Consider the following 25,814-nt stretch of genomic DNA (forward strand, 5'->3'; position numbering starts at 1 on the left):
CAGGGCGCAATGCCATCGCGTATGGAAAAACCCGCTGCATTGCCAGCGGGTTTTTCTTTGCGCGTGTGAAACTCCAGTCGCGCCCGCTAGTTACATCGATTTTCATGCGCCAGCCGTTCGTCACGTCTGCATAACGAAATCCTTTTATAAACCCGTGAAATAGTGAACTGCTTCACGGCAATAGGATTTGTCGTGTCAAAGTCTTGACGTTCTCCAAAGTTGCCGTTAACACTTGAAGCCCGTTTCAGAATCATTCATTTCGCAGTAACCGCTTGGCGCACGCGCTCGGGTTTCTGTCGCTGCGCGCCGTTCGGCAATACCCGCAGTAAATCACGCGAATAGACGCCCCCAGGGGGGACGTTGGGCCGCACGGCCCGGCGGTGGCGTTGCTTTGCCCAAAACCAGTCCAATCAGGAGCCGTACCGATGAATCGGATTTATCGCAAGGTCTGGAACAAAGCATTGGGTCAGTTGGTCGTGGCCTCGGAACTGGCCTCTTCCGACAGCAGCGGTGGTGTGGTCGACCAGCGCCGCGACACGACGCAGGCAACGCCAGCCGCGCTGGCTGTGGCACTGGGGCTGGTACTGGGATTGGGCATGAGCAGTGCCGCCGTTGCGCAGTCGGTGCAGATCGGCGGCAGCGCTACCTGCGTGGCGTTCAGTGGCAAGCTGCTGGAAAAGTGCCTGGTTGAAGGCACGGCCAGCGCCAAGGGCAGCAACGCGGTGGCGATCGGCGGCAACAGCAGCGCGAGCGCGGCCAACAGCGTGGCGCTGGGCGCCGGTTCCAAGGCCGCGCGCGCCAACACCGTGTCCGTCGGCGATGCCGGCAAGGAACGGCAGATCACCAACGTGGCCGCCGGCACCCAGGCCACCGATGCGGTGAACAAGGCGCAGCTGGATGCGCAGGCGCGCGCCACGCAGGCGGCGCTGGCGGACGTGGCCGCCGATGGCGAGCGCTACTTCAAGGCTGATGGCGCCGGTGATGACAGCGACGCAGCGAAGATCGACGGGCAGGGCGCGGTGGCCGCCGGTGCCGGTGCACAGGCGTTGGCCAACGCCACGACTGCCATCGGCACCCAGGCCATTGCCGCCGGCCTGGGCGCCAGCGCATTCGGCCAGGGCGCCCTGGCCATCGGCGACGCCAGCGTGGTGGTCGGGCAGAGTGCGGCCGCGTTCGGCCTCGGTGACACCGCCGTCGGCGCCAGCGCCTATGCCGCCAGCGAGAACGGCGCGGCTACCGCACTGGGTGCCTTGTCCGAAGCAAGCGCCGACGGCGCCACTGCCGTCGGTGGCGGTGCCGTGGCGATGGGCCCGGGCAGTACCGCTCTGGGCCGTGGCGCCACTGCCGCCAATGAAGCATCGATCGCGGTGGGTGCGTTCAGCACCGCCGTGGGTGAGTACAGCACCGCGCTGGGTTCCAACTCGGCGGCGGTCGCCACCGGCAGCGTGGCGCTGGGTGCCGGCTCGCTGGCCGATCGCGTCGATACGGTGTCCGTCGGTGCCGCCGAGTACGGCCTGACCCGCCAGATCACCAGCGTCGCGGCGGGCACCGAAGACACCGATGCGGTCAATGTCGGCCAGTTGAAGGACGTGGCCGCCGTGGCCGATGCCACCGCCAGGCACTTCCAGGCCACGGGCAGCCGCAACAGCGATGCGGGCGCGCTGGCCGAAGGCGACGAGGCACTGGCGGCCGGCGAGGCGGCCAATGCGATCGGCAACGGCGCCACCGCCGTGGGCGCGGGCGCCAATGCCGTCGCACAGAACGCGACTGCGGTGGGCAACAACGCGCTGGCCTCAGGTCAGAACAGTGCCGCGTTCGGCAACAACGCGCAGGCGAACGGTCCGGGCAGCGTCGCTGTCGGTGGTGCTGCGGTGGATGCCGATGGCAATCCGCTGATCACCAGTGGTGGCGTGCCGGTCGAAACCGGCGCCACCAGCGCCGGTGTCGGTGGCACCGCGGTGGGCGCCAGTGCCGAAGCCAGCGGCTTTGCGGCGTCGTCCTACGGCGTCGGTGCCTATGCCGCCGGTGCCCAGGCCTCCGCGTTCGGTGCGGTCGCCAATGCCATCGGTGATTACTCCACTGCGCTGGGTACGCAGAGCAACGCCACCGGCACCAGCAGCGTGGCCATCGGTGGCCCGGCCGACCTGATTCCGGGCCTGGGTTTCTTCGTGCAGACCCAGGCCAGCGGCGAAGCGGCAACGGCCGTCGGCGCCGGTGCCATCGCAAGCGGTGACCGCGCGGTGGCCAACGGCAGCCTGACCGAAGCCTCCGGCGCGGAATCCACCGCCGTCGGCTACTTCGCTTACGCCCCGGGTGAGAATGCCAGCGCACTCGGCGCGCAGACCTGGGCCAGCGGCGCACAGAGCACGGCCGTCGGGTACTACGCCACTGCGCGTGGCGCCAACAGCGTCGCGCTTGGCGCGAATTCCGAAGCGGTGCGCGCCAACAGCGTGGCCGTGGGCAGTGCCGGCAACGAACGGCAGATCACCAGCGTGGCCGCGGGCAGCGAAGCCACCGATGCAGTGAACAAGGCGCAGCTGGACGCCGTGGCCAGTACCGCGGACAACACCGCGCGCTTCTTCCAGGCCCAGCCGGAAGCGGGCAGTGATGCCGGTGCGCTCGCCGAGGGCGAAGGCGCGGTGGCGGCCGGTTCGTCGAGCAATGCGATCGGCGCCGGCGCGGTTGCACATGGCGCGGCCGCTTCGGCCATCGGTGACGACGCCGTGGCGGTGGGTCGCAACAGCAACGCCACCGGCAACGGCGGTGTTGCCATCGGTGGCCTCGGCCAGGCCTACGACGAGTACAACCAGCCGATCATCGGTGCCGACGGAACGGCGCAGCAGGTGAGCACCACCGCCGTCGCCAACGCCACCGCAGTGGGCAGCGGCGCACAGGCCACCGGTGCCGCCAGCAGCGCGTTCGGCAATGCGGCCAAGGCCAGCGGGGACAACAGCTTCGCTGCTGGCGGCACGTCGCGTGCAACCGGCGGCTACGCGGTTGCGGTTGGCGACAGTGCCTTCGCCAGCAGTGACGACAGCACCGCCGTCGGTGGCTACAGCTGGGCCACGGCCAGTGGCGCCAGTGCCTTCGGTTCCGGTGCGTGGGCCACGGCCACCAATGCCTCTGCGTTCGGCAATGCGGCGTGGGCCAGTGGCAGCGGCGCAACGTCCATCGGTTACAACAGCTGGGCCAACGGTGCCAGCGCCACGGCGGTCGGCCGGGGCGCCTTCGGCTATGGCGACAACAGTGTGGCGCTGGGCTTCCAGGCGCTCGGCAACAGCGTCAACAGCATCGCCATCGGCACCAACACGGTCGCCGGTGGTGAAAGCGCGATCGCGCTCGGCGCCGGCAGCAACGCCAGTGCCAGCAACGCCGTCGCGCTGGGCGCCGGCTCGGTTGCCAACCGCGCCCGCAGCGTTTCGGTCGGCAGCGCCGGCAACGAGCGCCAGCTGACCAACGTCGCTGCCGGTACCCAGGCCACCGATGCGGTGAACAAGGCACAGCTCGACGCGGTTGCGACCACCGCCACCACCACCAGCCGCTTCTTCCAGGCCAGCGGCAACGGCGACGACGTGGCCGGTGCCCTGGTGGACGGTGACAACGCGCTGGCTGCCGGTGATGCGGCCAATGCCATCGGCAACGGTGCCACCGCGCTCGGCAGCGGTGCCAACGCGCTGGCCACCAACGCGCAGGCACTGGGCTTCAACGCCCTGGCCAGTGCCGCCAACGCCAGCGCCGTCGGCGCCAACGCGCAGGCGACCGGCGAGTACGCCACCGCACAGGGTGCGGAGAGCGAGGCCAGCGGCGAGCAGAGTGCGGCGTTCGGCGCCGCCAGCATCGCCAGCGGCGCCGGCAGCACCGCCAATGGCGTGCTGTCCGAAGCTTCCGGCGAAGAAGCCGTGGCGGTGGGCTACTTCAGCAGCGCCAGTGGCAGCGGCGCCACTGCGGTCGGCAGCGAAAGCGTCGCCAGCGGCACTGCGTCGGCCGCATTCGGCATCGGCGCCGAAGCGACCGGCGGCTACAGCACCGCCATCGGTGGCTACGCGCAGGCCTCGGCGTTCAACGCCACTGCCTTCGGCAACTTCGCCAATGCCTCCGGTTCCAACAGCGTGGCGCTGGGCGGCGACGCCGAAGCCTCGGGTGCCTACAGCACGGCCACCGGCCAGGGCAGCCTGGCGACCGGCACCAACAGCGTCGCCGTCGGCGGCTCGCTGTTCGGCGTGCTGGCCACCGAAGCATCGGGCAACTACTCGACCGCTGTCGGTGGCGGCGCCTGGTCGGCTGGCATCAACAGCACCGCGCTGGGCAACGCCGCCGAATCGCGCGCGGCCAACAGCGTGGCGCTGGGCGCCGACTCGATCGCCGACCGTGACAACACCGTGTCGGTCGGCGGTGGTGGCAACACCCGCCAGATCACCAACGTGGCCGCTGGCACGCAGGGCACCGATGCGGTCAACAAGAACCAGCTTGATGCCGTTGCCGACGCAGCGGAAAAGACCAGCAGGCAATTCCAGGCCAGTGGCAACGCCGACGGTGAAACCGGCGCACTGGTCGAGGGCGACAACGCGCTGGCGGCCGGTGATGCGGCCAACGCGATCGGCAACGGTGCCACCGCGCTCGGTAGCGGCGCCAATGCGCTGGCGGCCAACGCCACCGCCGTCGGCATCGACGCGCTGGCCACCGGCAACAACGCTGCGGCGCTGGGCAGCACCGCACAGGCCACCGGCGAGGACAGCCTCGCGCTCGGCACCGGCGCCAGCGCCAGCGAGCTGGGGGCCAGTGCCGTGGGTGCGCGGGCCCAGGCCAGCGGTGCGTACAGCACCGCAACCGGCACCGAATCCAATGCCAGCGGCACGCAGGCACTGGCCAGTGGCTTCCGCAGTGCCGCCTCCGCCGATGGCACCACCGCCGTCGGTGGCTATGCCGAAGCCAGCGGTCGCCTCGGCACCGCGCTGGGCTACGGTTCGGCCGCCAGTGGCGCCAACACCACGGCGGTCGGCTTCGGTGCCGCGGCGGCCGGTAGCGGAGCCGTTGCGGTCGGCCAGTCCAGCGAAGCCAGTGGCGCCGAGAGCGTGGCCATCGGTGGCAGCACCTTCTTCGGCCTGATCCCGTCGCGCGCCAGCGGCACCGGCGCGGCGGCCTTCGGTGCCGGCGCCTGGGCGACCGAAGATTACGCCACCGCGATCGGCTGGAATTCGTGGGCGGATGCGGCAGATGCCACGGCACTGGGCGCCAGTGCCACCGCCAGTGGGTTGAACAGCGTGGCGCTGGGCGCCGGCTCCAAGGCCGAGCGCGACAATACCGTGGCCGTGGGCACCGCCGGCGGCGAGCGCCAGGTGACGCATGTGGCGGCGGGCACCGAGGCTACCGACGCGGTGAACAAGGGCCAGCTGGACGCGGTTGCCAGCGTTGCCGACAGGACGGGCCGGCAGTTCCAGGCCAGCGGCAACGCCGATGGCGAAGCCGGTGCACGGGTGGAGGGCGACGATGCGCTCGCCGCTGGCAACGCGGCCAATGCGATTGGCAACGGCGCCACCGCAGTGGGCAGCGGCGCAACGGTGGTCGCGGCCAATGCAACGGCGGTCGGCGTCGACGCGCTGGCCACGGCCGAGCAGGGTGTGGCGATCGGCAGCGGTGCCAGCAGCACCGCAGGCGGTGCCGTCGCACTGGGTGCACAGAGCAGCAGCGGCGGCGCCGCCAGCATTGCGATCGGCGCGCAGTCGCAGTCGCAGGGCATCGGGGCGACCGCTGTCGGCGGCATGGCCGAGGCCGCCGGCCTGGCGGCCACCGCAGTGGGCTACGGCGCGATCGCCGATGGTCGCGAAACCACGGCAGTCGGCAACTTCGCACAGGCCAGTGGCTGGCGCGCCACGGCGTTTGGTGCAGGCGCCAGCGCCGGCTTCTTCGGCACCGCGATCGGCAGTGCCGCGCAGGCCGCTGACGTGTCCACGGCGGTGGGCCAGGGCACCATCGCGGAGATCGCCGGCGCCGGCTTTGGCGTGCAGGCCAAGGCGGGCGAGTACGGCACCGCTCTGGGCAACAACGCCGCGACCGGATTGAACGGCGTGGCGGTCGGCTTCAATGCACTGGCCGGACAGGATGCCGCCAGCGTCAGCGCTGGCCGGTTCACCACCGCCATCGGCAGCGAGGCGTGGGCCACCGAAGACGGCGCCACCGTGGTCGGCTACAACAGCTACGCGCAGGCCAGCAACGCGACGGTGCTCGGCAGCAACACCTGGACCACCAAGGACGCCGGCAACAGCGTCGCGTTGGGTGCGGGCTCGCTGGCCGACCGCGCCAACGCGGTGTCGGTGGGTGCCGCGCAGGAGTGGGTCGATGCTGCCGGCGTGACCCACAGCGCGATCAACCGCCAGCTGACCAATGTCGCGGCCGGTACGCAGGCCACCGATGCGGTGAACAAGGGCCAGCTGGATGCAGTGGCCGCCACCGCCGATGCGGTCGGGCAACGCTTCAAGGCCAACGGTTCGGGTACCGCCAGTGCCACCGGCGCCGATGCCGTGGCCATCGGCGGCAACGCCACCGCCAGTGGCAGCCGCAGCAATGCGCTGGGCAGCGGCGCCACGGCCATCGGCAACGCGGCACTGGCACTGGGCGCCAACAGCGGCGCCAGCGGCAACAACTCGGTGGCATTGGGTGCCGGTTCGCGTGCGCTGGAGGCCAATGTGGTCTCGGTCGGCGGTGGCAACGGCACCGCCGGTCCGGCCACGCGGCGCATCGTCAACGTGGCCGACGGGCGCATCGCGGCCGGCAGTACCGATGCGGTCACCGGTTCCCAGCTCAATGTCACCAACCAGCGCGTCGGCGCCGTGGAAACCCGCGTCGGTGATTTCGACGCGCGTATCGCCACGGTCGAGACCACGGCGGCCAGCGCGGTCGGCTATGACGATGCCAGCCGTGAGCGCCTGACCCTGTCCGGCATCCAGGGCACCACCATCGACAATGTCGGCGCCGGCAGCATCGCCGCCGGCAGCCGCCAGGCGATCAATGGCGGGCAGTTGTTCCAGTCGCTCAGTGACGCCGCCAGCTTCCTCGGCGGTGGCGCCAGCGTCGGCATGCAAGGCGTGTTCGTGGCACCGAACTATGTGATCCAGGGCGCTACCTACAGCAACGTCGGCGATGCGCTGGGTGCGTTGGACCGCAAGGTGAGCGAGATCGACCGCCGCACCGCCGGTGGCACGCGCGCCGGCACGGCCAGCCTGCGCGCAATGAGTGCGTCGCTGGATGACGGTTCGGCCAACCTGGGGGATGCCGCCGTGGCAGCCGATGCCGCACCGGCCGCGTCGACCGCTGGCAGCGCGCGCGTGCAGGGCACGCCGACCGTGGCCGCAGCGGGCGCCGGGATTCCAGTCGGAACCCCGGCGACCGGCGCCAATGCCGTGGCCATGGGCGAGGGGGCCGTCGCCAGCGGCGCGTCGTCCACGGCCATTGGCCAGGGTGCGAACGCCACGGCCGCAAATGCCGTGGCACTGGGCCAGGGTTCGGTCGCCGACCGTGCCAACACCGTGTCGGTCGGCAGCGAAGGCAACGAACGCCAGGTCACCAACGTCGCCGCCGGCACCACCGCCACCGACGCCGTCAACAAGGGCCAGCTGGATCGTGGCGTGGCCACGGCGAACAGCTACACCGATAGTCGCGTGCAGGCCGTCGCCGACAGCTTCGATGTGTTCAAGGGCGAAATCGATGGACGCCTGCGCCACATGGACCGCCGCATTGACCGCCAGGGCGCGATGAGCGCGGCGATGCTCAACATGGCCACCAGTGCCGCGGGCATCCGCACCCAGAACCGGGTCGGCGTCGGCATCGGTTTCCAGGGTGGCGAATCGGCGTTGTCACTGGGTTACCAGCGCGCGATCAGCGATCGCGCCACGGTCACCTTCGGCGGCGCCTTCAGCAGCGATGACAGCTCGGTCGGCGTGGGCGCCGGCTTCGGCTGGTAAGCCCGTCCATCGCGCCGGCGGCCACCCACGCCGGCGCATCACCTGCAACGAGGGCCTGGGGGGAGGTCACGGCAATCCCGGCTGGGCCGGCCGGGAGTCGTCAAGGAATGATGGCCGCAGTGTTGGTTCGATCCATGACCCAGAAGAGGAATTCGACGTGATCAAGAAGCAGAACCTTCGCATCAATGTGCTTGCCGCCGCCGTGCTGTCGATGACCGCGGTGGGTGCCATCCACGCCGCCGGGTTGCCGACCCGTGAACCGGTGCGCCAGGCCAGCACCGCCGAGCCGGGCGCCGAGCGCATCATCGTCAAGTACCGTGCCGGCACCGCTGCGGCGGGCGACCGTTCGGCCAAGCTGTCCACCGTGCAGTCCGCGCTGACCCGCGCCAGCCTGTCCGGTGGCACCGCCCGCGCCAGCACGCTTGGCCCGCAGGTCGTGCGCAGGCTCGGCGTCGGTGCCGACCTGATCCGTCTGCAGGGGCGCCTGGCGCCTGCGGAACTGCAGCGCGTGCTGAAGGAACTGAAGGCCGACCCGGCCGTGCAGTACGCCGAAGCCGACGTGAAGCTGCGCCGCACCGAGCTGCGTGCCGGTGACGTGCAGCCGGCGCTGGCACCGAACGATCCGTACTACCAGCAGTACCAGTGGCACCTGCACAACGCCACCGGTGGCATCAACGCGCCGTCTGCGTGGGATGTGTCGCAGGGCGAGGGCGTGGTGGTGGCCGTGCTCGACACCGGCATCCTGCCGCAGCACCCGGACCTGGTCGGCAACCTGCTGGAAGGCTACGACTTCATCAGCGATGCCGAGACGTCGCGCCGTGCCACCAACGATCGCGTGCCGGGCGCGCAGGACTATGGTGACTGGGTCGAGAACGACAACGAGTGCTACACCGGCTCCGTCGCCGAGGACAGTTCCTGGCACGGTACCCATGTGGCCGGTACCGTGGCCGAGCAGACCAACAACGGCGTCGGCATGGCCGGTGTCGCGCACAAGGCCAAGGTGCTGCCGGTCCGCGTGCTTGGCAAGTGCGGTGGCTACCTCTCCGATATCGCCGACGCCATCACCTGGGCGTCCGGCGGCACCGTAGCGGGCGTGCCCGCCAATGCCAACCCGGCCGAGATCATCAACATGAGCCTCGGCGGCAGCGGCAGCTGTGACGGGACCTACCAGGACGCCATCAACGGCGCGATCTCGCGCGGCACCACCGTGGTGGTGGCCGCCGGCAACGAGACCGACAACGCATCCAAGTACCGTCCGGCCAGCTGCGATGGCGTGGTGACCGTCGGCGCCACCCGTATCACCGGCGGCATCACCTACTACTCCAACTACGGCACGCGCGTGGACCTGTCCGGCCCCGGCGGCGGTGGCAGCGTGGACGGCAACCCGGGTGGCTACATCTGGCAGTCCGGTTCGGATGCGGCCACCACCCCGCAGTCGGGCAGCTACAGCTACATGGGCATGGGCGGCACGTCGATGGCGTCGCCGCACGTGGCAGCGGTCGCTGCGCTGGTGCAGAGCGCGCTGATCGCCAAGGGCAAGGATCCGCTGGCCCCGGCGGCGATGCGCACGCTGCTGAAGGAGACCGCGCGTCCCTTCCCGGTCAGCATCCCGGCTGCCACCCCGATCGGTACCGGTATCGTTGATGCCAAGGCGGCGCTGGCCAAGGCGCTGGAAGAGCCGTGCACCGAGAACTGCGGGCCGGTGGCGACGCCGCTGACCAACAAGGCCGCCGTGGGGGGCCTGAACGGTGCGGCCGGCAGCAGCCGCCTGTACAGCTTCGAGGCGGCCGCCGGCAAGCAGCTCAGCGTGATCACCTACGGCGGTACCGGCAACGTCTCGGTCTACATCGCCCAGGGACGCGAACCGAGTGCCAGCGACAACGACGCCAAGTCGACCCGCCCTGGCACGTCCGAAACGGTGCGGGTGAACAAGCCGGTCGCGGGCACCTACTACATCAAGGTGGTGGGCGAAGCGGCATACAACGGCGTGAGCATTCTCGCCACGCAGTAAGCACCCGTTGTCGTAGTTGAACGGCCGACGCCCGTCACCCTGTGTGACGGGCTTCGTCTTTTTACGAAAGGTGGCCGCGGGGCAGCGGAAATCACGGCTTAACTGCTAAAGTCGGGCCGATTGACAGGAGAGTCATGTGAACGCGCTCGCTGCACCCGTTACCGACGACGCCGAAGGCCACATTCTCGATGCGCTGCTGGCACGCGGCCGGCTCAAGGAAGGCGACCTGGCGCGCGCGCGGCCGCTGCATGCCGAGGCCGGCGGCAGCCTGCTGGGCCTGCTGGTGCGGCTGGGCCTGGTGTCTGAACGCGACCAGGCGCTGGCCAGCGCCGAAGTGCTGGGCCTGCCGCTGCTGGAGGGCAAGCAGGTGCCCGAAGCGCCGCCGCAGGCGCTGGCCGAAGGGTTGCCGCTGTCGCTGCGTTTCCTCAAGCAGTTCCACGTGTGCCCGCTGGAACTGGATGAACACGGGGTGCGGCTGTGGCTGGCCGATGCCCATGACGCCTATCCGCAGCAGGCCGTGCAGCTGGCGCTGGGGGTCCCGGTGACGCCGGTGCTGGGCATGCGCGCGGAGATCGATGATCTGGTCGAGCGCTGGTTCGGCCAGGGCCGCAGCGCGATGGGGGCGATCGTGGAAACCGCCGATGGCGAGGGCGGTGCCGTCGACGATATCGAGCACCTGCGCGATCTTGCGTCGGAAGCGCCGGTGATCCGCCTGGTCAACCTGGTGATCCAGCGTGCGGTGGAGCTGCGCGCCTCGGACATCCATGTCGAACCGTTCGAGAGCCGGCTGAAGGTCCGCTACCGCGTCGATGGCGTGCTGGTGGAGGGCGAAAGCCCGCCGGCCAACCTCACTGCCGCAGTGATCAGCCGCATCAAGATCATGGCCCGGCTCAACATCGCCGAACGGCGCCTGCCGCAGGACGGCCGCATCATGCTGCGCGTGCAGGGCAAGGAACTGGACCTGCGCGTGAGCACCGTGCCGACCGCGCACGGCGAAAGCGTGGTGATGCGACTGCTCGACCGCGAGACAGTGGTGTTCGATTTCCATCGGCTGGGTTTCACCGACGCCTTCCTGCCGCAGTTCCGCAAAGTGCTGGAACAGCCGCATGGCATCCTGCTGGTGACCGGCCCGACCGGTTCGGGCAAGACCACCACGCTGTACACCGCGCTGAGCCAGCTCAACACCGCCGACGTCAAGATCATCACGGTCGAAGACCCGGTCGAGTACCAGATCGAGGGCATCAACCAGATCCAGGCCAAGCCGCAGATCGGCCTGGACTTCGCCAATGCGCTGCGCAGCATCGTCCGCCAGGATCCGGACATCATCATGATCGGTGAAATGCGCGACCTGGAAACCGCGCGCATTGCGATCCAGTCGGCGCTGACCGGCCACTTGGTGCTGTCCACCTTGCACACCAACAATGCGGCCGGTGGCATCACCCGGCTGCTCGACATGGGCGTGGAAGACTACCTGCTCACCTCCACCATCAACGGCATCCTGGCCCAGCGCCTGGTACGCCGGCTGGAGCCGACCCACGCCGAGCGCTACGCAGCCTCGCCGGAGGAGATCGAACGGTTCGAACTGCGCCGCCTGCAGCCGCAAGGGCCGATCCATCTGTACCGCCCCAAGCCGTCTGCGCTGGCGCCGACCGGCTATCTGGGGCGTACCACCATCATGGAATTCCTGGTGATGAACGATGCGCTTCGCCGTGCGGTGATGCGTCGCGACGGCATGGGCGAGATCGAACGCATCGCCCGCGAGGCCGGCATGCGCACGATGTACGAAGATGGCCTGTCCAAGGCGCTGAGCGGGCAGACCACCATCGAGGAAGTGCTGCGCGTGACCGAGGAAAGCTGATGCGCGCAGGACGCCGGGGCTGACATGCCGAACTATCGCTACAAGGCGCTCAACCCGCATGGCGAGGTCTTCGACGGGCAGATGGAAGCGGCCAGCGAGGCCGAGCTGATCGCGCGCCTGCAGGACCAGGGCCACCTGCCGATGGAGACGCAGCTGGCCGACGCCGGCGCGATCGGCGGCAGTAGCTGGCGCAACCTGCTGCAGCAGCGCCCGCTGCAGGGTGCCGCATTGCTGCAGTTCACCCAGCAGCTGGCGACCCTGCTCGGTGCTGGCCAGCCACTGGATCGCGCGCTGTCGATCCTGCTGGGGTTGCCCGAGGACGAACGATCACGCCGCGCGATCACCGACATCCGCGACGTGGTGCGCGGCGGTGCGCCCCTGTCCACCGCGCTGGAACGCCAGCATGGGCTGTTCTCGCGCCTGTACGTGAACATGGTGCGTGCCGGCGAGGCCGGTGGCAGCCTGCATGAAACCTTGCAGCGCCTGGCCGACTACCTTGAGCGCAGCCGTGCGCTGCAGGGCAAGGTCATCAACGCACTGGTCTATCCGGCGATCCTGCTGGTGGTGGTCGGTGGCGCGCTGTTGTTCCTGCTCGGCTACGTGGTGCCGCAGTTCGCGCAGATGTACGAAAGCCTGGACGTGGCGCTGCCGTGGTTCACCAACGCGGTACTGCAGCTGGGCCTGTTCGTGCGTGACTGGTGGGTGCTGCTGCTGGTGGTGCCCGGCGTGCTGGTGCTGTTCTTCGAGCGCAAGGCGCGGCAACCGGCGTTCCGTCTGGCGCTGGATGGCTGGCTGCTGCAGCGGCGTGGCATCGGCCGACTCATCGGCGAGCTGGAAACCGCCCGGCTGGCGCGCACGCTGGGCACACTGCTGCGCAATGGCGTGCCGCTGCTGGGGGCACTGGGCATCGCGCGCAACGTGCTGGGCAACCGTGCCCTGGCCGCCGATGTCGAAACCGCCGCCGATGAAGTGAAGAACGGTGCCGGCCTGTCGCTGGCGCTGTCGCGCGGCAAGCGGTTCCCGCGCCTGGCGCTGCAGATGATCCAGGTCGGCGAGGAATCCGGCGCGCTCGATACCATGCTGCTGAAAGCCGCCGATACCTTTGAACAGGACAGCGCCCGGCGCATCGACCGCATGCTGGCGGCGATGGTGCCGGCGATCACCCTGGTGCTGGCCTCGGTGGTCGGTGCGGTGATCGTGGCCGTGCTGGTGCCGCTGTACGACCTGACCAATGCCATCGGTTGACGATGGCACGCTCCGCAACCCTGACACTCCGCAACTGAAAGGACCGTCCATGATTGCCAGTCGCCGACCGATCCGCCTTTCCTTCGCCGCCGCGCGCAACCAGTCGGGCATGAGCCTGCTGGAGATCATCATCGTCATCGTGCTGATCGGCGCGGTGCTGACCCTGGTCGCCAGCCGCGTGCTGGGCGGTGCCGACCGTGGCAAGGCCAACATCGCCAAGGCGCAGGTGCAGACCGTCGCCTCCAAGATCGACAACTACCAGATCGACACCGGCAAGCTGCCGGGCACGCTCAATGACCTGGTGACAGCGCCGGCCGGCGTCGGCGGCTGGCTCGGCCCGTACGCCAAGCCGGCCGACCTGAATGATCCGTGGGGCCACGCGCTGGAATACCGCGCACCCGGCGAAGGCCAGCCGTACGAGCTGGTCAGCCTGGGCAAGGATGGCAAGGCCGGTGGCAGCAGCGTCGACGCCGATATCCGCTATCAGCCGTAAGCGCGCATGACGCCTTTCCTGCCGCGCCGGGTGCCGCACCCGCGCCTGCCCGGCAGGCGCGCGGCGGGCCTGTCGCTGCTGGAGATGCTGCTGGTGATCGCGCTGATCGCGGCGATCGGCCTGATCACCGCTGCCGGCCTGTCACGAGGGTTCGCCGGCATGCAGCTGCGCGGCGCCGGGAAGGACATCGCCAACCAGCTACGCATGGTGCGCGCGCAGGCGATTTCCCGTGGTGAGCCGCAGCGCTTCGTGATCGAGCCGGCGCGGCGGCGCTGGGAGGGAGCCAACCGGCGCCAGGGCGAGGTGCCGGCACAACTGCAGGTGCAGTTCGAAGGCGCCGCGCAGCTGGCCACGGCACCGGGGCAGGGCGTGATCGAGTTCCATCCCGATGGCGGCTCCAGCGGCGGCCGCATCCGGTTGCAGCGCGACGGCGCCGAGTGGCGCATCGAAGTCGGCTGGCTCACCGGCGAGGTCCGCTCCGGGCCCTGGCGGGCGCCATGAAGCGGCGCGCGCGTGGCTTCACCCTGCTGGAAGTGATCATCGCCTTCGCCCTGCTGGGCCTGGCGCTGACCCTGCTGCTGGGCAGCCTGTCCGGTGGCGCGAAACAGGTGCGTGACGCCGAACTGCGCACGCGCGCGGTGCTGCATGCACAGTCACTGCTGGCCCAGGCCGGCGTCGACACGCCGTTGCAGGTGGGCAGCCAGCAGGGTGACTGGGAACAGGGGCGCTATCACTGGGAGCTGCAGGTCCAGCCGTGGGTCGAACCACGCGCCGGCAACGTCGTGCAGGCCACGTCACCGGGTGCCCCATGGCTGGCCGAGCTGCAGCTGCAGGTGCGCTGGGGCGACAGCGAGCGCGAACAACTGCACTGGCGCAGCCTGCGCCTGTTGCCGCCCGACCTGGAGAACGCGCGATGAAGCAGCGCGCCGCGGGCTTCACCCTGGTCGAAGTGATGCTGGCGACGGTGCTGCTGGCTGGCGGCCTGGCATTGGCCTTTGCCAGCGTGCGCTCGGCGATGGCGGTCAGCCAGCGCGGCGAGCAGATCGCTGCCGAAAGCGAACGCATGCGCGCCGTCGAGTCGTTGTTGCGCAGGCAGCTGGCGGGTGCACTGCGCACCCCGCTGGAGGCCCCGGACCCCACCCGCGAGCCGGTCTTCTTCCAAGGTGAGGAGCAGCGCATGTTGTTCGCCGCCGACCTGCCCGGTTACCTCGGCCGTGGCGGACCCTACCTGCACGCGCTGCAGGTGGACGGACGCGGTGGCCAACAGCGCCTGTTGCTGGACCTGGTGCTGCTGCAGGAAGGCGAGCGCATCGCCGAGAATCCGCCGCGCCCGCCGGAGGTGCTGGTGGAGAACCTGAAGTCGGTGCAGCTGCGCTACCGCGGCATCGATGCCAGCACCGGGCAGGTCACCGACTGGCTGCCGCGCTGGGACGACACCCGCCGCCTGCCGATGCTGGTGGAAATCCAGATCGAGCCGAACCGCGGCACGCCGTGGCCGCCGCTGGTGGTGGCGCTGCGTGCCGGTGGCAGTGGAGGCGCACGATGAGCCGGCAGGGCGGGGCGGCATTGGTGCTGGTGCTGTGGCTGATCGCGTTGATGACGGCGCTGGTCGGTGCATTCGCGCTGAGCGCACGGGTCGAGCACCTGCAGCAGCGCGTGCTGGATGACGATGCACGCGGGCAGGAACGTGCGCGCGCCGGCCTTGAATATGCCCTGCTGCGGCTGTCGGCCGATCCGCAACGCGCGCCCTGGCGTGCCGATGGCCGTACCTACCGCTGGCAGTTCGACGACGCCAGCATCGAGATCAAGGTGCTGGACGAGAACGGCAAGATCAACCTGAATCTGGCCGATGCGGCGCTGCTGACCGCCTTCCTCAAGGCGCTGGGCGAAGACGATGCCCAGGCCCGGCAGCTGGCCGGGGCGATCATCGACTGGCGCGACGAGGACAGCCTGCTGCAGCCGGGAGGGGGCGCCGAAGCGCAGGACTACGCCGCAGCCGGATTGCCCTACGGCCCCCGCAACAAGCGCTTCGAGACCCTGGGCGAGCTGCAGCGGGTGCTGGGCATGCGCGGCCCGCTGTACCGGGCGATGCTGCCGCACCTGACCCTGTACAGCCGCCAAGCACGCCCGGATCCGCAGTTCGCCAGCGCACCGGTGCTGACCGCGCTGGGCCTGGATGCGGACAGTGTGATGGCGCAGCGCGCACAGCAGGAGCGTGATGCAGATTCCGCTGGCGGTACGACAACGCTTGCCAGCAGCAGCGGCACCTATAGTATCGAGTCCGGTGCCATCGACAGCAGTGGACGCAGGTCGGTGGTGCAGGCAGTGGTACGCAGTGGCTCGGGCGGGGTTCCCGGGCGGACTTACACAGTGCTTCGCTGGGAGCAGGGAATGACAGCAAGATGACGGCGTGGCAGGACAGTCTGCGGCAGGTGCAGGGCCGGATCGGCCCGGGCGCGGGCCGTTTCCTGCGCTGGTGGCGTCAGTCGCTGCTGGCCTGGGTGCCGGTGCGCTGGCAATGGGCGCTGGGCTGGGGTCAGGCACGCCTGCTGTTGCAGCAGCAGGGGGGCGAGCTGCAGGTCTGGCGCGAGGCCGGTGAGCGCCGCGAAGCGGTGGCGCGCCTGCCGTGGCCGCTGTCGCCGGCGGACCTGGACCGCGTGCTGGAGCCCCGCCTGCGTACTCTGCCGCGGGTGTGGCTGCTGCCGGCGACGGACGTCCTGCGGCGTACCCTGCGCCTGCCCGCCGCTGCGGCCGATCGCCTGCGCGCGGTGGTCGGTTTCGAGATCGACCGGCAGACGCCGTTCGAAGCGTCCCAGGTCAGCTATGACGTGCGTGAACTGGGCGCGGCCGGCGAAGGCCAGCTGCAGGTCGAACTGGTGGCGTGGCCGTTGCGGCAGCTGGACGCATGGCGCAGTGGGGTGGGCCCGTGGGCCGACGCACTGGCCGGTGTCGATGCCATCGATGTGCAGGGCAACGTGCTGCAGGTGAACCTGCTGCCGCCCGCGCAGCGCCAGGTGCGTCCGGACCCGATGCGGCGCTGGAACCTGCTGCTGGCGGTGGCGGCAGCGGTGATGCTGGTGCTGGCAGCAGTGCAGCTGCTGGACAACCGCCGGGCTGCCGCCGACGCGCTGCGTGAGCAGGTCGAGCGCAGCGCGCGCAGTGCGCGTGGCGTGGCCAGCGAACGCGCGCAGCTGCAGGCGCTGATCGATGGTGCCGCGTTCCTGGAGAAACAGCGCAGCCAGCGCGCCGGTACCGTGGAAATCTGGAATGAACTGACCCGGCGCCTGCCGGAAGGCACCTATCTGGAAAAGCTGGCGATCGAGAACAACAACCTGCAGCTGATCGGCCTGAGCCGCGAGGCATCGCAGCTCGTGCAGCTGCTGCAGGATGCACCGCAGTGGCGCAAGGTCAACCTGACCGGGGTGCTGCAGGCCGATGGCGCCGCCAGTGGCCGTGACCGCTTCACCATGACTGCCGAGCTGCAGCCCTTGCCGGCCGCGGCACCGAGCCCGGAGGCGGCCGATGCCGATGCCAAGCGCACGCCGTGACCGCTGGCTGGCGCTGGCACTGCTGCTGGCCGTGCTCGGCGTGGCGTATCTGTTGCTGGTGCACCCATGGTTCACACAGCCGCTGCGTGCGATCGATGCCGATGTCGCCGCGCTGCGCGAGCGCGAGGCGCGCGTGCAGGCGCAGCTGCAGCAGCGGCCGCAGATCGAACAGCGCCTGCGTGCCACCCGCGAGGCATTGCAGCAGCGGCCGGGCTTCCTGCGCGAAGCCACGGCCGAAGCCGCTGCCGCCGCGCTGGGTGCCCGCCTGCAGGATGCCGTGGCGATGGCCAGCCCGGGCAACCGCAGCTGCACCATCAGCAACCGCACGCCGCTGGCGGACAACCGCCGCGATGCCGAGTTCGTGCGTGTCGCGATGCAGGTGCGGCTGCGCTGCGGCGTGGCCGAACTGGCCACCGTGCTGCACAGCCTTGAAACCGGCAGCCCACGCCTGTTCGTCGACAACCTCAACCTGATCGCGCAGCGTTTCCAGCAATCGCCGAATGAATCGGGGCTGGGCCTGGACGTGTCGTTCGAGCTGGCCGGCTACCTGCTGCCGGGCGCCGCCGCCGACGGCGCGGCGACAACGCCTGCTGCAGCGCCCGCAGTGCTGCCTTCACCGGCCGAGGCGACCCCTGCGCCGCCGCCGGCCGCCCCGTCCGAAGGGCAGGAGGTGGCCGATGAAACGTGAACAGATCAGCCTGCGCACCGGCTTCCTGCTGGCGTTGGCCGGTTGGGCCGCTGCCGTCTGGCTGGCCACCGGCTTCGGGCTGGGCAGCCATCTGCCCGGTGCCGGCGGTGATGCCGACGCCGCGCCTGCGCTGCCGTCATTGCCGCCGCTGGCGGCCGAGCGCATGGCCAGCGCCGACAGCTACAGCGCAATCGGCGAGCGCCCGCTGTTCGCCGAAGACCGCAGGCCGCGCCCGTACCTGCTGGGTGGCAGCGAACCCGCGGCCAGTGCCGCGCTGCGCCTGACCGGCGTGCTGTTGACCGGCGACTTCGGCATGGCCACCTTCACCACCGAGCAGAACCGCTCGCTGCGGCTGCGCCTCAACGGCGAAGCCGTGGACGGCTGGCAGCTGGTGGCGCTGCAGCCGCGGCAGGCGACCGTGATCGGCCCCGGTGGCAACCAGGTCCTTGAACTGGCGGTGTTCAACGGCCAGGGCGGAGAGCCGCCAACCGTGCTGCGGGGTGCCAATGGCGCGGTGCCGCCAGCGCCGGGCAGCGGGGCACCGCCACCGGTGCAGCCCCCCGCAGCGCCGGTCGCTGCACCGGGGGGCAGTGCACAGCGCAGTACCGGCAATGCCGCTGCCGCCGCCGCGCCGGCCGCACCCACGAACACGCCACCGGCCAACACCAACGGGCCCAGCGAAGCGCAGATGCAGGCCATCCGCGAACGCATCCAGGCCCGCCGTCGCCAGCTGCAGCAACAGCAGCAACAACCGTCGCCGCCCCCGGGCGATGGCACCAACCGATAGAGTGAATGCATGAACCTGCGTTTTCTTCCCTGGTCCTTTGCCCTCGCGCTGCTGGTCGGCTGCAGTACGGTGTCCGCGCCGCACGTGCAGCGCAACGGCAACCTGTCGCCCAGCGCCGGCGCCGGCCAGGCGGCCGATGGCGTCGCCGATGCCGCCCGCGAGAGCCAGGGCGCGCCGCAGGCGGTGATCCGCCGTGGCACCGGCACGATGATCAACCGTGAGGCCGCGCGCGCCCCGGCGCCGGCGCTGCATGGCGCCAGCACCGGCGAGGCCACCTTCAACTTCGAAGGCGAATCGCTGCATGCGGTGGTCAAGGCCATCCTCGGCGACATGCTGGGCCAGAACTACGTGATCGCACCGGGCGTGCAGGGCACGGTCACCCTGGCCACGCCCAAGCCGGTCTCGCCGGCGCAGGCGCTGAACCTGCTCGAGATGGTGCTGGGCTGGAACAACGCGCGCATGGTCTACAGCGGCGGGCGCTACAACATCGTCGCCGCCGACCAGGCCCTGGCCGGCACGGTGGCACCGAGCACCGCGCCGGCCGCCAGCGCGCGCGGCTTCGAGGTGCGCGTGGTCCCGCTGCAGTTCATTTCCGCCACCGAGATGAAGAAGGTGCTGGAGCCGTATGCGCGCCCCAACGCCATCGTCAACGTCGACAGCGGGCGCAACGTGATCACCCTCGGCGGCACCCGCGCCGAGCTGGAAAACTACCTGCGCACCGTCGAGATCTTCGATGTCGACTGGTTGTCGGGCATGTCGGTGGGCGTGTTCCCGATCCAGTCGGGCAAGGCCGAGCAGGTCGCGGCCGACCTGGAGAAAGTGTTCGGCGAGGAGAGCAAGACGCCCAGCGCCGGCATGTTCCGCTTCCTGCCGCTGGAGAACGCCAACGCCGTGCTGGTGATCACCCCGCAGGTGCGCTACCTGGACCAGATCCAGCAGTGGCTGGACCGCATCGACACCGCCGGCGGCAGTGCCCGCCTGTTCTCCTACGAACTGCGTTACATCAAGGCGCGCGACCTGGCCGAGCGCCTCAGCGAGGCCTTTGCCAGCAGTGGCAACCGGGGCGGTTCCAGCCCGGCCTCGCTCGCGCCGGGGGCGATCCCGTCGCAGCTGGGCGGTGACGGCGATCGTGGCATGGATACCACCAGCAGCACCCTGGGCTCGACGCTGGGCGGTACCAGTGGCAGCGGCGGCAGCGGCAATGGCAGCCTGAACCTGCCGCAGCGCCAGCCCGGCAACGTCAGCGTCAGCCTGGAAGTGGAAGGCGACCGCGTCGGCGTATCGGCGGTGGAGGAAACCAACACCCTGCTGGTGCGGTCCAGCCCGCAGGCCTGGCGCTCGATCCGCGAGGTGATCGAGAAGCTGGACGTGATGCCGCTGCAGGTGCACATCGAGGCGCAGGTGGCCGAAGTCGCGCTGACCGGCGACCTGAAGTACGGCGTGAACTGGTTCTTCGACAATGCCGTGGCCGGTCGCGCGCTCACCGGAGCCCTGGCGGGCCTGACCCTGCCGCCGGCTGCAGGTGGTTCGTGGAACACCTTCGCCGGCGGCGTCACCGGCAACGACGGCGTCGGCTGGGCCTTCACCGGCCACAACGCGGCCGCGGTGGTCAGTGCGCTGGACAAGGTGACCGACCTGCGCCTGCTGCAGACGCCGTCGGTGTTCGTGCGCAACAACGCCGAGGCCACGCTCAACGTGGGCGACAAGGTGCCGATCAACACCACCACGGTGAACACCGGCGTGGGCACCAGCACCTACAGCTCGGTGCAGTACATCGACACCGGTGTGATCCTCAAGGTGCGCCCGCGCGTGACCCGCGACGGCACCGTGTTCCTGGACATCGTGCAGGAAGTCAGCAGCGCCTCGGACGTGCCCGACAGCTGCAACCCCACCGAGCGCAACTGCAACCCGCGCATCTCGACCAAGAAGCTGTCCACCGAAGCAGCGGTGCAGAGTGGCGACACCATCATGCTGGCGGGCCTGATCACCGACTCGGCCACCGATGGCAGCAGCGGCATTCCGGGCCTGAGCAGGATTCCGGTGGTCGGTGCGCTGTTCGGGCAGAAGACGCGCACCAGCCGTCGTTCGGAAGTGATCGTGCTGCTGACGCCGACCATCGTCCGCAGCAACCAGGAGTCGCGCAACCTGACCGACGAGTACAGCAAGCGCTTCCGTGCGATGGAGCCGCTGAACGCGCCGCGCGCGAAGAAGTAAGGGGGTTACGGCCGGGCGGCGCCCGGCACCCGCGGTAGTGCCGGCCGCTGGCCGGCAAGAGCAGCGGCGACAGCCAAAGCCAAAGCCAAATCAACAGCGGGTTTACTGAGGGAGGTGGGTCGGCGTGGGGTGGCAGGACACGCCGTAAACCCCCAGACCGGCCCAGCCGCTGGCGGCTGTGCGTTCGGGCGCTTGCGAAGCAGTGCTTCGCAAGCAAAGCGCCCTCACCCCTGGGGGCTCGATGGCGCCATCCTTGGCGCCAACGGTCCTGCCACCCCACGCCGACCCACCTCTGACAGATTCCCGCGGCTGTTGGCAGGTGTCGACCTTGGTCGACACCTCTGTCAGAGACCGATATACGCAAATGGGATCTGACGCCAGGCTTTGCTGGCAGATCGAAGAAATCTGTCGAAGGCGGGGTGGGTCCGGTTGCGGGGGTGTCCGCGGCATGGATGCCGCGGCCAAGCCCCCATGGTTGGGTTTACGGCGTCCCTCGCAACCGGACCCACCCCGCCAACCCACGGAATGTGGGCCTCTGCTCTTGATGTTGCCGGCCAGCGGCCGGCACTACCGCGGGTGCTGGGTGCAACCCGGCCGATACCCGCCCGGTGCTACGCTGTGGCCACCGACAACCACGGAGGCGGGATGGGGGCGATCGTGTTGTTGCCGCTGTGCGTGGACGATGCCGCGCTCGACCGCTGCCTGGCCGCGCTGGATGCCGGCACGGCGCCGGGCACCGCGGTCTGGCTGGCCGATGATGCGCAGACCGGGCCGCGTGCGCAGGCCGTGGTCGAACACTGGTTGGCACATACGCCGTTGCAGGCCGAATACACCCGGCGCGCGCGGCCACTGGGCGAAGTTGCCCATCTGGACGAAATGCTGCGCGCCTGCGATGGCCTGGACGTGGCCGTGCTCGCACCGGACAGCGCGCCCGCGCCGGGATGGCTGCAGCAGCTGCAGGACGCCTTCGCCCGCGATGCCTCCATCGCCACCGCGACGCCCTGGTGCAACGCCGGCGAGACTGCGGCCTGGCCAAGGCTGGGCGAGATCAATCCCGAACCCCATGACCCCGCAGTGCTCGCGCAGACCTGCGCCACGCTGCCGACGCTGCATCCGGAACTGCCTTCTGCAGTCACCCATGCGGTGCTGGTGCGGGGCAACGCGCGCCGTCGTGCCGGTGGCCTGGACGTGGAGAGCTATGCGGGCTGGAATGCCGCGCTGGTCGATCTCAGCCTGCGCATGGCTGGCCTGGGGTGGCGCAATGTGTTGTGCGAGACCGCCTTCGTCAGCCGGGCAGGGGAGGCGGTCAGCCGCGACGGTGATCTGGAAGCGCTGGCGGCGCGCTGGCCGGCCTGGGTGCCGCGCCTGGCCGACTTCCTGATGCATGATCCGCTGCACGGGCTGCGTGCCGACCTGCAGCAGCGCATGCGGCAGGCGATAATGCCGCGGGAACAGGGCGACCTGTTCGTTCCGTCCGCGTAGGAGTTCCCCGTTTGAATGCAGCCATTGCCGCCATCGTCGTCACCTACCAGAGTGGCAGCACCATCGATGCCTGCCTCTCGCGGCTGCGCCAGGCAGAGGAGGTGGCCGAGATCCGGGTGATCGACAATGGTTCGCTGGATGGCACCCTGGACATCGTGCAGCGCCATGCCAGCCACGATGCCCGCGTACGCTTCGTCGGCAACCCGGACAATCCCGGCTTCGCCGCCGCCAACAACCAGGGCGTGGCCGACTCGCACAGCCCGTGGCTGGCCTTCATCAACCCGGACCTGATGGTCGAGCCGGGCACGCTGGCCGAGCTGCGCCGCCGGGCCGAAGCGCTGGGTGACTGCCTGCTGGGCGTCGAACAGGTGGACGAGCAGGGTCATGCCGACGAGGCGGTGCGTCGCCGCGATCCGGATTTCCTGATGATGCTGCGCTCGCCCGGCAAGGGCTCGAAGCTGGCGGTGGCGCGCGACCCGCACCAGGCACTGCAGCGGGTGCCGGCATTGTCCGGCGCGCTGTTGATGATGCCGCGCGCACTGTTCGACCGTATCGGCGGCTGGGACGCGGGCTACCGGCTGCATGCCGAGGACCTGGACCTGTGCCGGCGCGCGCGCCAGGCCGGTGCGGTGGTGGCCATCGCCAATGATCTGCAGGTTACCCACGTGCGCGGTGTCTCCAGCCGCTCGCGGCCGTTCTTCGTGGAGTGGCACAAGCACAGGGGACTGTGGCGCTATTTCCAGAAGTTCGAGGCCGGGCAGCGTTCGCTGCCGGTGCGGGCTGCGGTGTGGGCCGCGATCTGGGCACACGCGCTGATGCTGGTGCCGCGCCTGCTGCGCAGGTCGCTGTAGCACCGGGCCCACGCGCGGCTCAGGCAACGCACCAGCCGAGCGTGGCTCGGCCCTACGAAGGCGGGCGCGCCCACGGTTCACTCCGCCGGGCGCATAATCCGCCCCATGCCTATCATCCAGTCCCTGCTCGACACCGATCTGTACAAGTTCACCATGATGCAGGCGGTGCTCCACCAGCACCCCGGCGCCCAGGTGCAGTACCGGTTCAAGTGCCGCACCCCCGGCATCGACCTGGCCCGTTACATCGACCAGATCGACGAAGAAATCGACCACCTGTGCAGCCTGCGTTTCAGCGACGCGGAACTGGACTACATGCGCGGCCTGCGCTTCGTGAAGCCGGACTTCGCCGATTTCCTCGGCCTGTTCCATCTGGACCGCAAGTACATCCAGCTGCGCGCGTCGACGGCCGTGCCTGGCGAGATCGAGCTGGACATCACCGGCCCGTGGCTGCACACCATCCTGTTTGAAGTGCCGCTGCTGGCGATCATCAACGAAGTGTGGTTCCGCAACACCACCACGGCCGACTTCGCCGAAGGTGAGCGCCGCCTGCAGGCCAAGGCCGCGCTGCTGCGCGATACCCCCGGCTTCGAGCAGTGCCGCATTGCCGACTATGGCAGCCGCCGCCGCTACTCGCGTGACTGGCATGCCCGCCTGCTGCCGCTGCTGCGCGACGCCCTCGGCCCGCAGCTGGTCGGCACCAGCAACGTGCACTTCGCCCGCCTGTACGGCATGACCCCGCACGGCACCATGGCGCACGAGTACCTGCAGGCATTCCAGGCACTGGGCCCGCGCCTGCGGGATTCGCAGGTGGCGGCGCTGGAATCGTGGGCGCGCGAATACCGTGGCGACCTCGGCATCGCGCTGTCCGACGTGGTGGGCCTGGACGCGTTCCTGCGCGATTTCGACATGTATTTCTGCAAGCTGTTCGACGGCGTGCGCCACGACTCCGGCGATCCGTTCGACTGGGGCGACCGCATGCTGGCGCACTTCCAGCAGCGCCGGGTTGATCCGCGCAGCAAGGTGCTGGTGTTCAGCGACGGGCTGGACATTGCCAAGGTGATGCGCCTGTACGATTACTTCCGCGGGCGCTGCCAGGTCGCGTTCGGCGTCGGCACGCACCTGACCAATGATCTGGGGCCGACGCCGCTCAACATCGTCATCAAGATGGTCCGCTGCAATGGCCAGCCGGTGGCCAAGCTCAGCGATTCGCCGGGCAAGAGCATGTGCGACGACCCGGGTTACCTGGCCTACCTGCGCCAGGTCTTCGAGCTGCCTCAGCCGGCGTAACGCCGCCGGCCCTCAACGGCGCTTACAGGTAGTCGACCACCACCAGGTAGGCGCCCTGCAGCGGCTGCTGCTTGGCGGCCTGCACGCTGTAACGCTCGGAGAAGGCGATATCGCCGGCGCGCATCGCGCTGGCCGACACCGACAGCTTCTGGCCCTGGCGCTTGCCATCGCGCAGCGTCGCGGCCTGGCCATCGGCCAGCGCCGTCACGGCCACCGTCGAGCCCTTGGCCGATGGCGGGCACGCGGCCAGGCTCAGCTCACCCTGGGACAGGTTCGTCGTGCAGCCCGGCTCGGCGATGCGGCCGCTGAAACGGATGCTGCCACTGCTGGCCTGGGCCAGCGCACTGACGGACATCAGGGCCACGCACAGCAGAATGGAGTTCCTCATGACACGTTCTCTGGTTCGGTGTGTCCTAGTTAGCGACAGGTTCGATCAGCCTTTAATAGGACGATTCCGAATCTGCTAGGGCCATCACCAAGAAAGAGTGATGCGCATCAAACAAAGCGATTTCCGCCTGAAAAAAGCCTGTTTTCGCGCATGCCGAACGCGTCAGCCATTGCGTCATTTACGGTCGCTTGTGCCCCGCCCATGGCTGCGTCAATTCTCCCGCGCGCCCAGGGATACGATTTCGCCTATCACGTCACACTTGGAGCGTCAATAAATCGACGTTCAGAAAAATAATGAGACTTTCATCACAGTTGTGCATATACTTGCGTCACGGATTCAGGGAGAGGTACGTCCGAGTCCGGCCACAGGTGAGACGCAAGGATGGGTCTTGTTAGCCCGGCAGTGCTCCTTGCTTCCTCCTCTACTTCTCATCTCTTCAGTAGGGTTAGGTAAAAGCGAATGCACAAGATCAACCTCATTGCCGCTCTGATGCTGGCCGCCGCTCCGCTGGCCGCCAACGCCGCCGACGGCACCATCACCTTCAATGGCAAGGTGACCGACAAGACCTGCACCATCTCGACCCCGGGCGGCAAGGACTTCGCCGTGACCCTGCCGACCGTGTCCAAGAACACCCTGGCCACCGCCGGTGCCGTTGCGGGCCGTACCCCGTTCGCCATCAACCTGACCAAGTGCAGCGCCGGCAACGTCGCCACCTACTTCGAGCCGGGTTCGACCGTTGACTTCAACAGCGGCCGTCTGGTCAACCAGGCGTCGGCCAACGCCGCCACCAACGTGCAGCTGCAGCTGCTGGGCTCGAACAACCAGTTCCTGCCGATCAAGGCTGCTGGCGCTGGCCTGGCCCAGACCAACTCGCAGTGGGTCACCGTCGGCACCGACGGCTCGGCCGACCTGAACTACTACGCTGAGTACTACGCCACTGCCGCCGCCACCCCGGGCGACGTCACCAGCAGCGTCAAGTACACGATCATCTACAACTGATCGCA

18 protein-coding genes are annotated in these 25,814 nt (G+C 69.4%); 17 read left to right on the forward strand and 1 reads right to left on the reverse strand.

Going from position 1 to position 25,814, the window contains the following annotated elements; translation table 11 throughout:
• Window positions 1-425: 425 nt before the first annotated feature.
• From NSQ78_RS03065 to pncB, 16 genes are all read left to right on the forward strand, one after another.
• A complete protein-coding gene (locus NSQ78_RS03065; RefSeq protein WP_064237620.1) occupies window positions 426-7,958 on the forward strand; it encodes an ESPR-type extended signal peptide-containing protein in 7,533 nt (2,510 codons plus the stop codon).
• A gap of 157 nt (window positions 7,959-8,115) precedes the next feature.
• Window positions 8,116-9,969: a S8 family peptidase gene (locus NSQ78_RS03070; RefSeq protein WP_064237621.1), complete on the forward strand. Its 1,854-nt coding sequence runs from the start codon at window positions 8,116-8,118 to the stop codon at window positions 9,967-9,969.
• Window positions 9,970-10,105: 136 nt separating this feature from the next.
• Entirely contained in the window at window positions 10,106-11,827 is a 1,722-nt protein-coding gene (gspE, locus tag NSQ78_RS03075) for a type II secretion system ATPase GspE (protein ID WP_064237622.1), read from the forward strand.
• Between the two features lie 24 nt (window positions 11,828-11,851).
• On the forward strand, window positions 11,852-13,072 hold the full coding sequence (locus NSQ78_RS03080; protein WP_032956504.1) for a type II secretion system F family protein: 1,221 nt from the start codon (window positions 11,852-11,854) through the stop codon (window positions 13,070-13,072).
• A 49-nt stretch (window positions 13,073-13,121) separates the two neighbouring features.
• Window positions 13,122-13,565, forward strand: coding sequence for a type II secretion system major pseudopilin GspG (gene gspG / locus NSQ78_RS03085; protein ID WP_049464282.1), 444 nt, complete (start codon window positions 13,122-13,124; stop codon window positions 13,563-13,565).
• 6 nt (window positions 13,566-13,571) lie between these two features.
• Window positions 13,572-14,066, forward strand: coding sequence for a GspH/FimT family pseudopilin (locus NSQ78_RS03090; protein WP_064237623.1), 495 nt, complete (start codon window positions 13,572-13,574; stop codon window positions 14,064-14,066).
• A complete protein-coding gene (locus NSQ78_RS03095; protein WP_064237624.1) occupies window positions 14,063-14,482 on the forward strand; it encodes a prepilin-type N-terminal cleavage/methylation domain-containing protein in 420 nt (139 codons plus the stop codon). Before NSQ78_RS03090 ends, NSQ78_RS03095 begins: the two co-directional genes overlap by 4 nt.
• Window positions 14,479-15,111 carry a type II secretion system protein J gene (locus NSQ78_RS03100; protein WP_064237625.1) on the forward strand — a complete coding sequence of 211 codons (633 nt, stop codon included), beginning with the start codon at window positions 14,479-14,481 and terminating at the stop codon, window positions 15,109-15,111. The genes NSQ78_RS03095 and NSQ78_RS03100 overlap by 4 nt, the downstream gene beginning before the upstream one ends.
• Window positions 15,108-15,971 (forward strand): general secretion pathway protein GspK, encoded by an 864-nt coding sequence (locus NSQ78_RS03105; RefSeq protein WP_064237626.1) that lies wholly within the window; start codon window positions 15,108-15,110, stop codon window positions 15,969-15,971. Before NSQ78_RS03100 ends, NSQ78_RS03105 begins: the two co-directional genes overlap by 4 nt.
• Window positions 15,968-17,113: a PilN domain-containing protein gene (locus NSQ78_RS03110; RefSeq protein ID WP_049464292.1), complete on the forward strand. Its 1,146-nt coding sequence runs from the start codon at window positions 15,968-15,970 to the stop codon at window positions 17,111-17,113. The genes NSQ78_RS03105 and NSQ78_RS03110 overlap by 4 nt, the downstream gene beginning before the upstream one ends.
• On the forward strand, window positions 17,094-17,801 hold the full coding sequence (gene gspM, locus NSQ78_RS03115; RefSeq protein WP_238585492.1) for a type II secretion system protein GspM: 708 nt from the start codon (window positions 17,094-17,096) through the stop codon (window positions 17,799-17,801). Before NSQ78_RS03110 ends, gspM begins: the two co-directional genes overlap by 20 nt.
• Entirely contained in the window at window positions 17,791-18,588 is a 798-nt protein-coding gene (locus NSQ78_RS03120; RefSeq protein WP_064237628.1) for a hypothetical protein, read from the forward strand. Before gspM ends, NSQ78_RS03120 begins: the two co-directional genes overlap by 11 nt.
• 9 nt (window positions 18,589-18,597) lie before the next feature.
• Window positions 18,598-20,802, forward strand: a complete 2,205-nt coding sequence (gene gspD, locus NSQ78_RS03125; RefSeq protein WP_064237629.1) for a type II secretion system secretin GspD — start codon at window positions 18,598-18,600, stop codon at window positions 20,800-20,802.
• Window positions 20,803-21,447: 645 nt separating this feature from the next.
• Window positions 21,448-22,284, forward strand: coding sequence for a glycosyltransferase (locus NSQ78_RS03130; protein WP_064237630.1), 837 nt, complete (start codon window positions 21,448-21,450; stop codon window positions 22,282-22,284).
• Between the two features lie 11 nt (window positions 22,285-22,295).
• Window positions 22,296-23,135 carry a glycosyltransferase family 2 protein gene (locus tag NSQ78_RS03135; RefSeq protein ID WP_053462134.1) on the forward strand — a complete coding sequence of 280 codons (840 nt, stop codon included), beginning with the start codon at window positions 22,296-22,298 and terminating at the stop codon, window positions 23,133-23,135.
• 105 nt (window positions 23,136-23,240) lie between these two features.
• Window positions 23,241-24,422: a nicotinate phosphoribosyltransferase gene (gene pncB, locus NSQ78_RS03140; RefSeq protein WP_053462135.1), complete on the forward strand. Its 1,182-nt coding sequence runs from the start codon at window positions 23,241-23,243 to the stop codon at window positions 24,420-24,422.
• A gap of 22 nt (window positions 24,423-24,444) precedes the next feature.
• Here pncB and NSQ78_RS03145 read toward each other — a convergent pair whose 3' ends face one another.
• Complete coding sequence (locus NSQ78_RS03145; protein ID WP_049468305.1) at window positions 24,445-24,810, reverse strand: hypothetical protein; 366 nt, start codon at window positions 24,808-24,810, stop codon at window positions 24,445-24,447.
• Window positions 24,811-25,269: 459 nt separating this feature from the next.
• Here NSQ78_RS03145 and NSQ78_RS03150 point away from each other — a divergent pair, with 459 nt between their 5' ends.
• Window positions 25,270-25,809 carry a fimbrial protein gene (locus NSQ78_RS03150; RefSeq protein ID WP_005415238.1) on the forward strand — a complete coding sequence of 180 codons (540 nt, stop codon included), beginning with the start codon at window positions 25,270-25,272 and terminating at the stop codon, window positions 25,807-25,809.
• The last annotated feature ends 5 nt before the right edge of the window (window positions 25,810-25,814 follow it).

The organism is Stenotrophomonas sp. FSL W7-1447, assembly GCF_037966425.1.
Taxonomy (GTDB): Bacteria; Pseudomonadota; Gammaproteobacteria; order Xanthomonadales; family Xanthomonadaceae; genus Stenotrophomonas; species Stenotrophomonas pavanii.

Excerpts from the sequence above, each read along its gene's own strand:
- NSQ78_RS03065 (WP_064237620.1), top strand. The coding sequence starts at position 426 with ATGAATCGGATTTATCGCAAGGTCTGGAACAAAGCATTGGGTCAGTTG.
- NSQ78_RS03080 (WP_032956504.1), top strand. The coding sequence starts at position 11,852 with ATGCCGAACTATCGCTACAAGGCGCTCAACCCGCATGGCGAGGTCTTC.
- gspG (WP_049464282.1), top strand. The coding sequence starts at position 13,122 with ATGATTGCCAGTCGCCGACCGATCCGCCTTTCCTTCGCCGCCGCGCGC.
- NSQ78_RS03090 (WP_064237623.1), top strand. The coding sequence starts at position 13,572 with ATGACGCCTTTCCTGCCGCGCCGGGTGCCGCACCCGCGCCTGCCCGGC.
- NSQ78_RS03095 (WP_064237624.1), top strand. The coding sequence starts at position 14,063 with ATGAAGCGGCGCGCGCGTGGCTTCACCCTGCTGGAAGTGATCATCGCC.
- NSQ78_RS03100 (WP_064237625.1), top strand. The coding sequence starts at position 14,479 with ATGAAGCAGCGCGCCGCGGGCTTCACCCTGGTCGAAGTGATGCTGGCG.
- NSQ78_RS03105 (WP_064237626.1), top strand. The coding sequence starts at position 15,108 with ATGAGCCGGCAGGGCGGGGCGGCATTGGTGCTGGTGCTGTGGCTGATC.
- NSQ78_RS03110 (WP_049464292.1), top strand. The coding sequence starts at position 15,968 with ATGACGGCGTGGCAGGACAGTCTGCGGCAGGTGCAGGGCCGGATCGGC.
- gspM (WP_238585492.1), top strand. The coding sequence starts at position 17,094 with ATGCCAAGCGCACGCCGTGACCGCTGGCTGGCGCTGGCACTGCTGCTG.
- NSQ78_RS03120 (WP_064237628.1), top strand. The coding sequence starts at position 17,791 with ATGAAACGTGAACAGATCAGCCTGCGCACCGGCTTCCTGCTGGCGTTG.
- gspD (WP_064237629.1), top strand. The coding sequence starts at position 18,598 with ATGAACCTGCGTTTTCTTCCCTGGTCCTTTGCCCTCGCGCTGCTGGTC.
- NSQ78_RS03130 (WP_064237630.1), top strand. The coding sequence starts at position 21,448 with ATGGGGGCGATCGTGTTGTTGCCGCTGTGCGTGGACGATGCCGCGCTC.
- pncB (WP_053462135.1), top strand. The coding sequence starts at position 23,241 with ATGCCTATCATCCAGTCCCTGCTCGACACCGATCTGTACAAGTTCACC.
- NSQ78_RS03145 (WP_049468305.1), bottom strand. The coding sequence starts at position 24,810 with ATGAGGAACTCCATTCTGCTGTGCGTGGCCCTGATGTCCGTCAGTGCG.
- NSQ78_RS03150 (WP_005415238.1), top strand. The coding sequence starts at position 25,270 with ATGCACAAGATCAACCTCATTGCCGCTCTGATGCTGGCCGCCGCTCCG.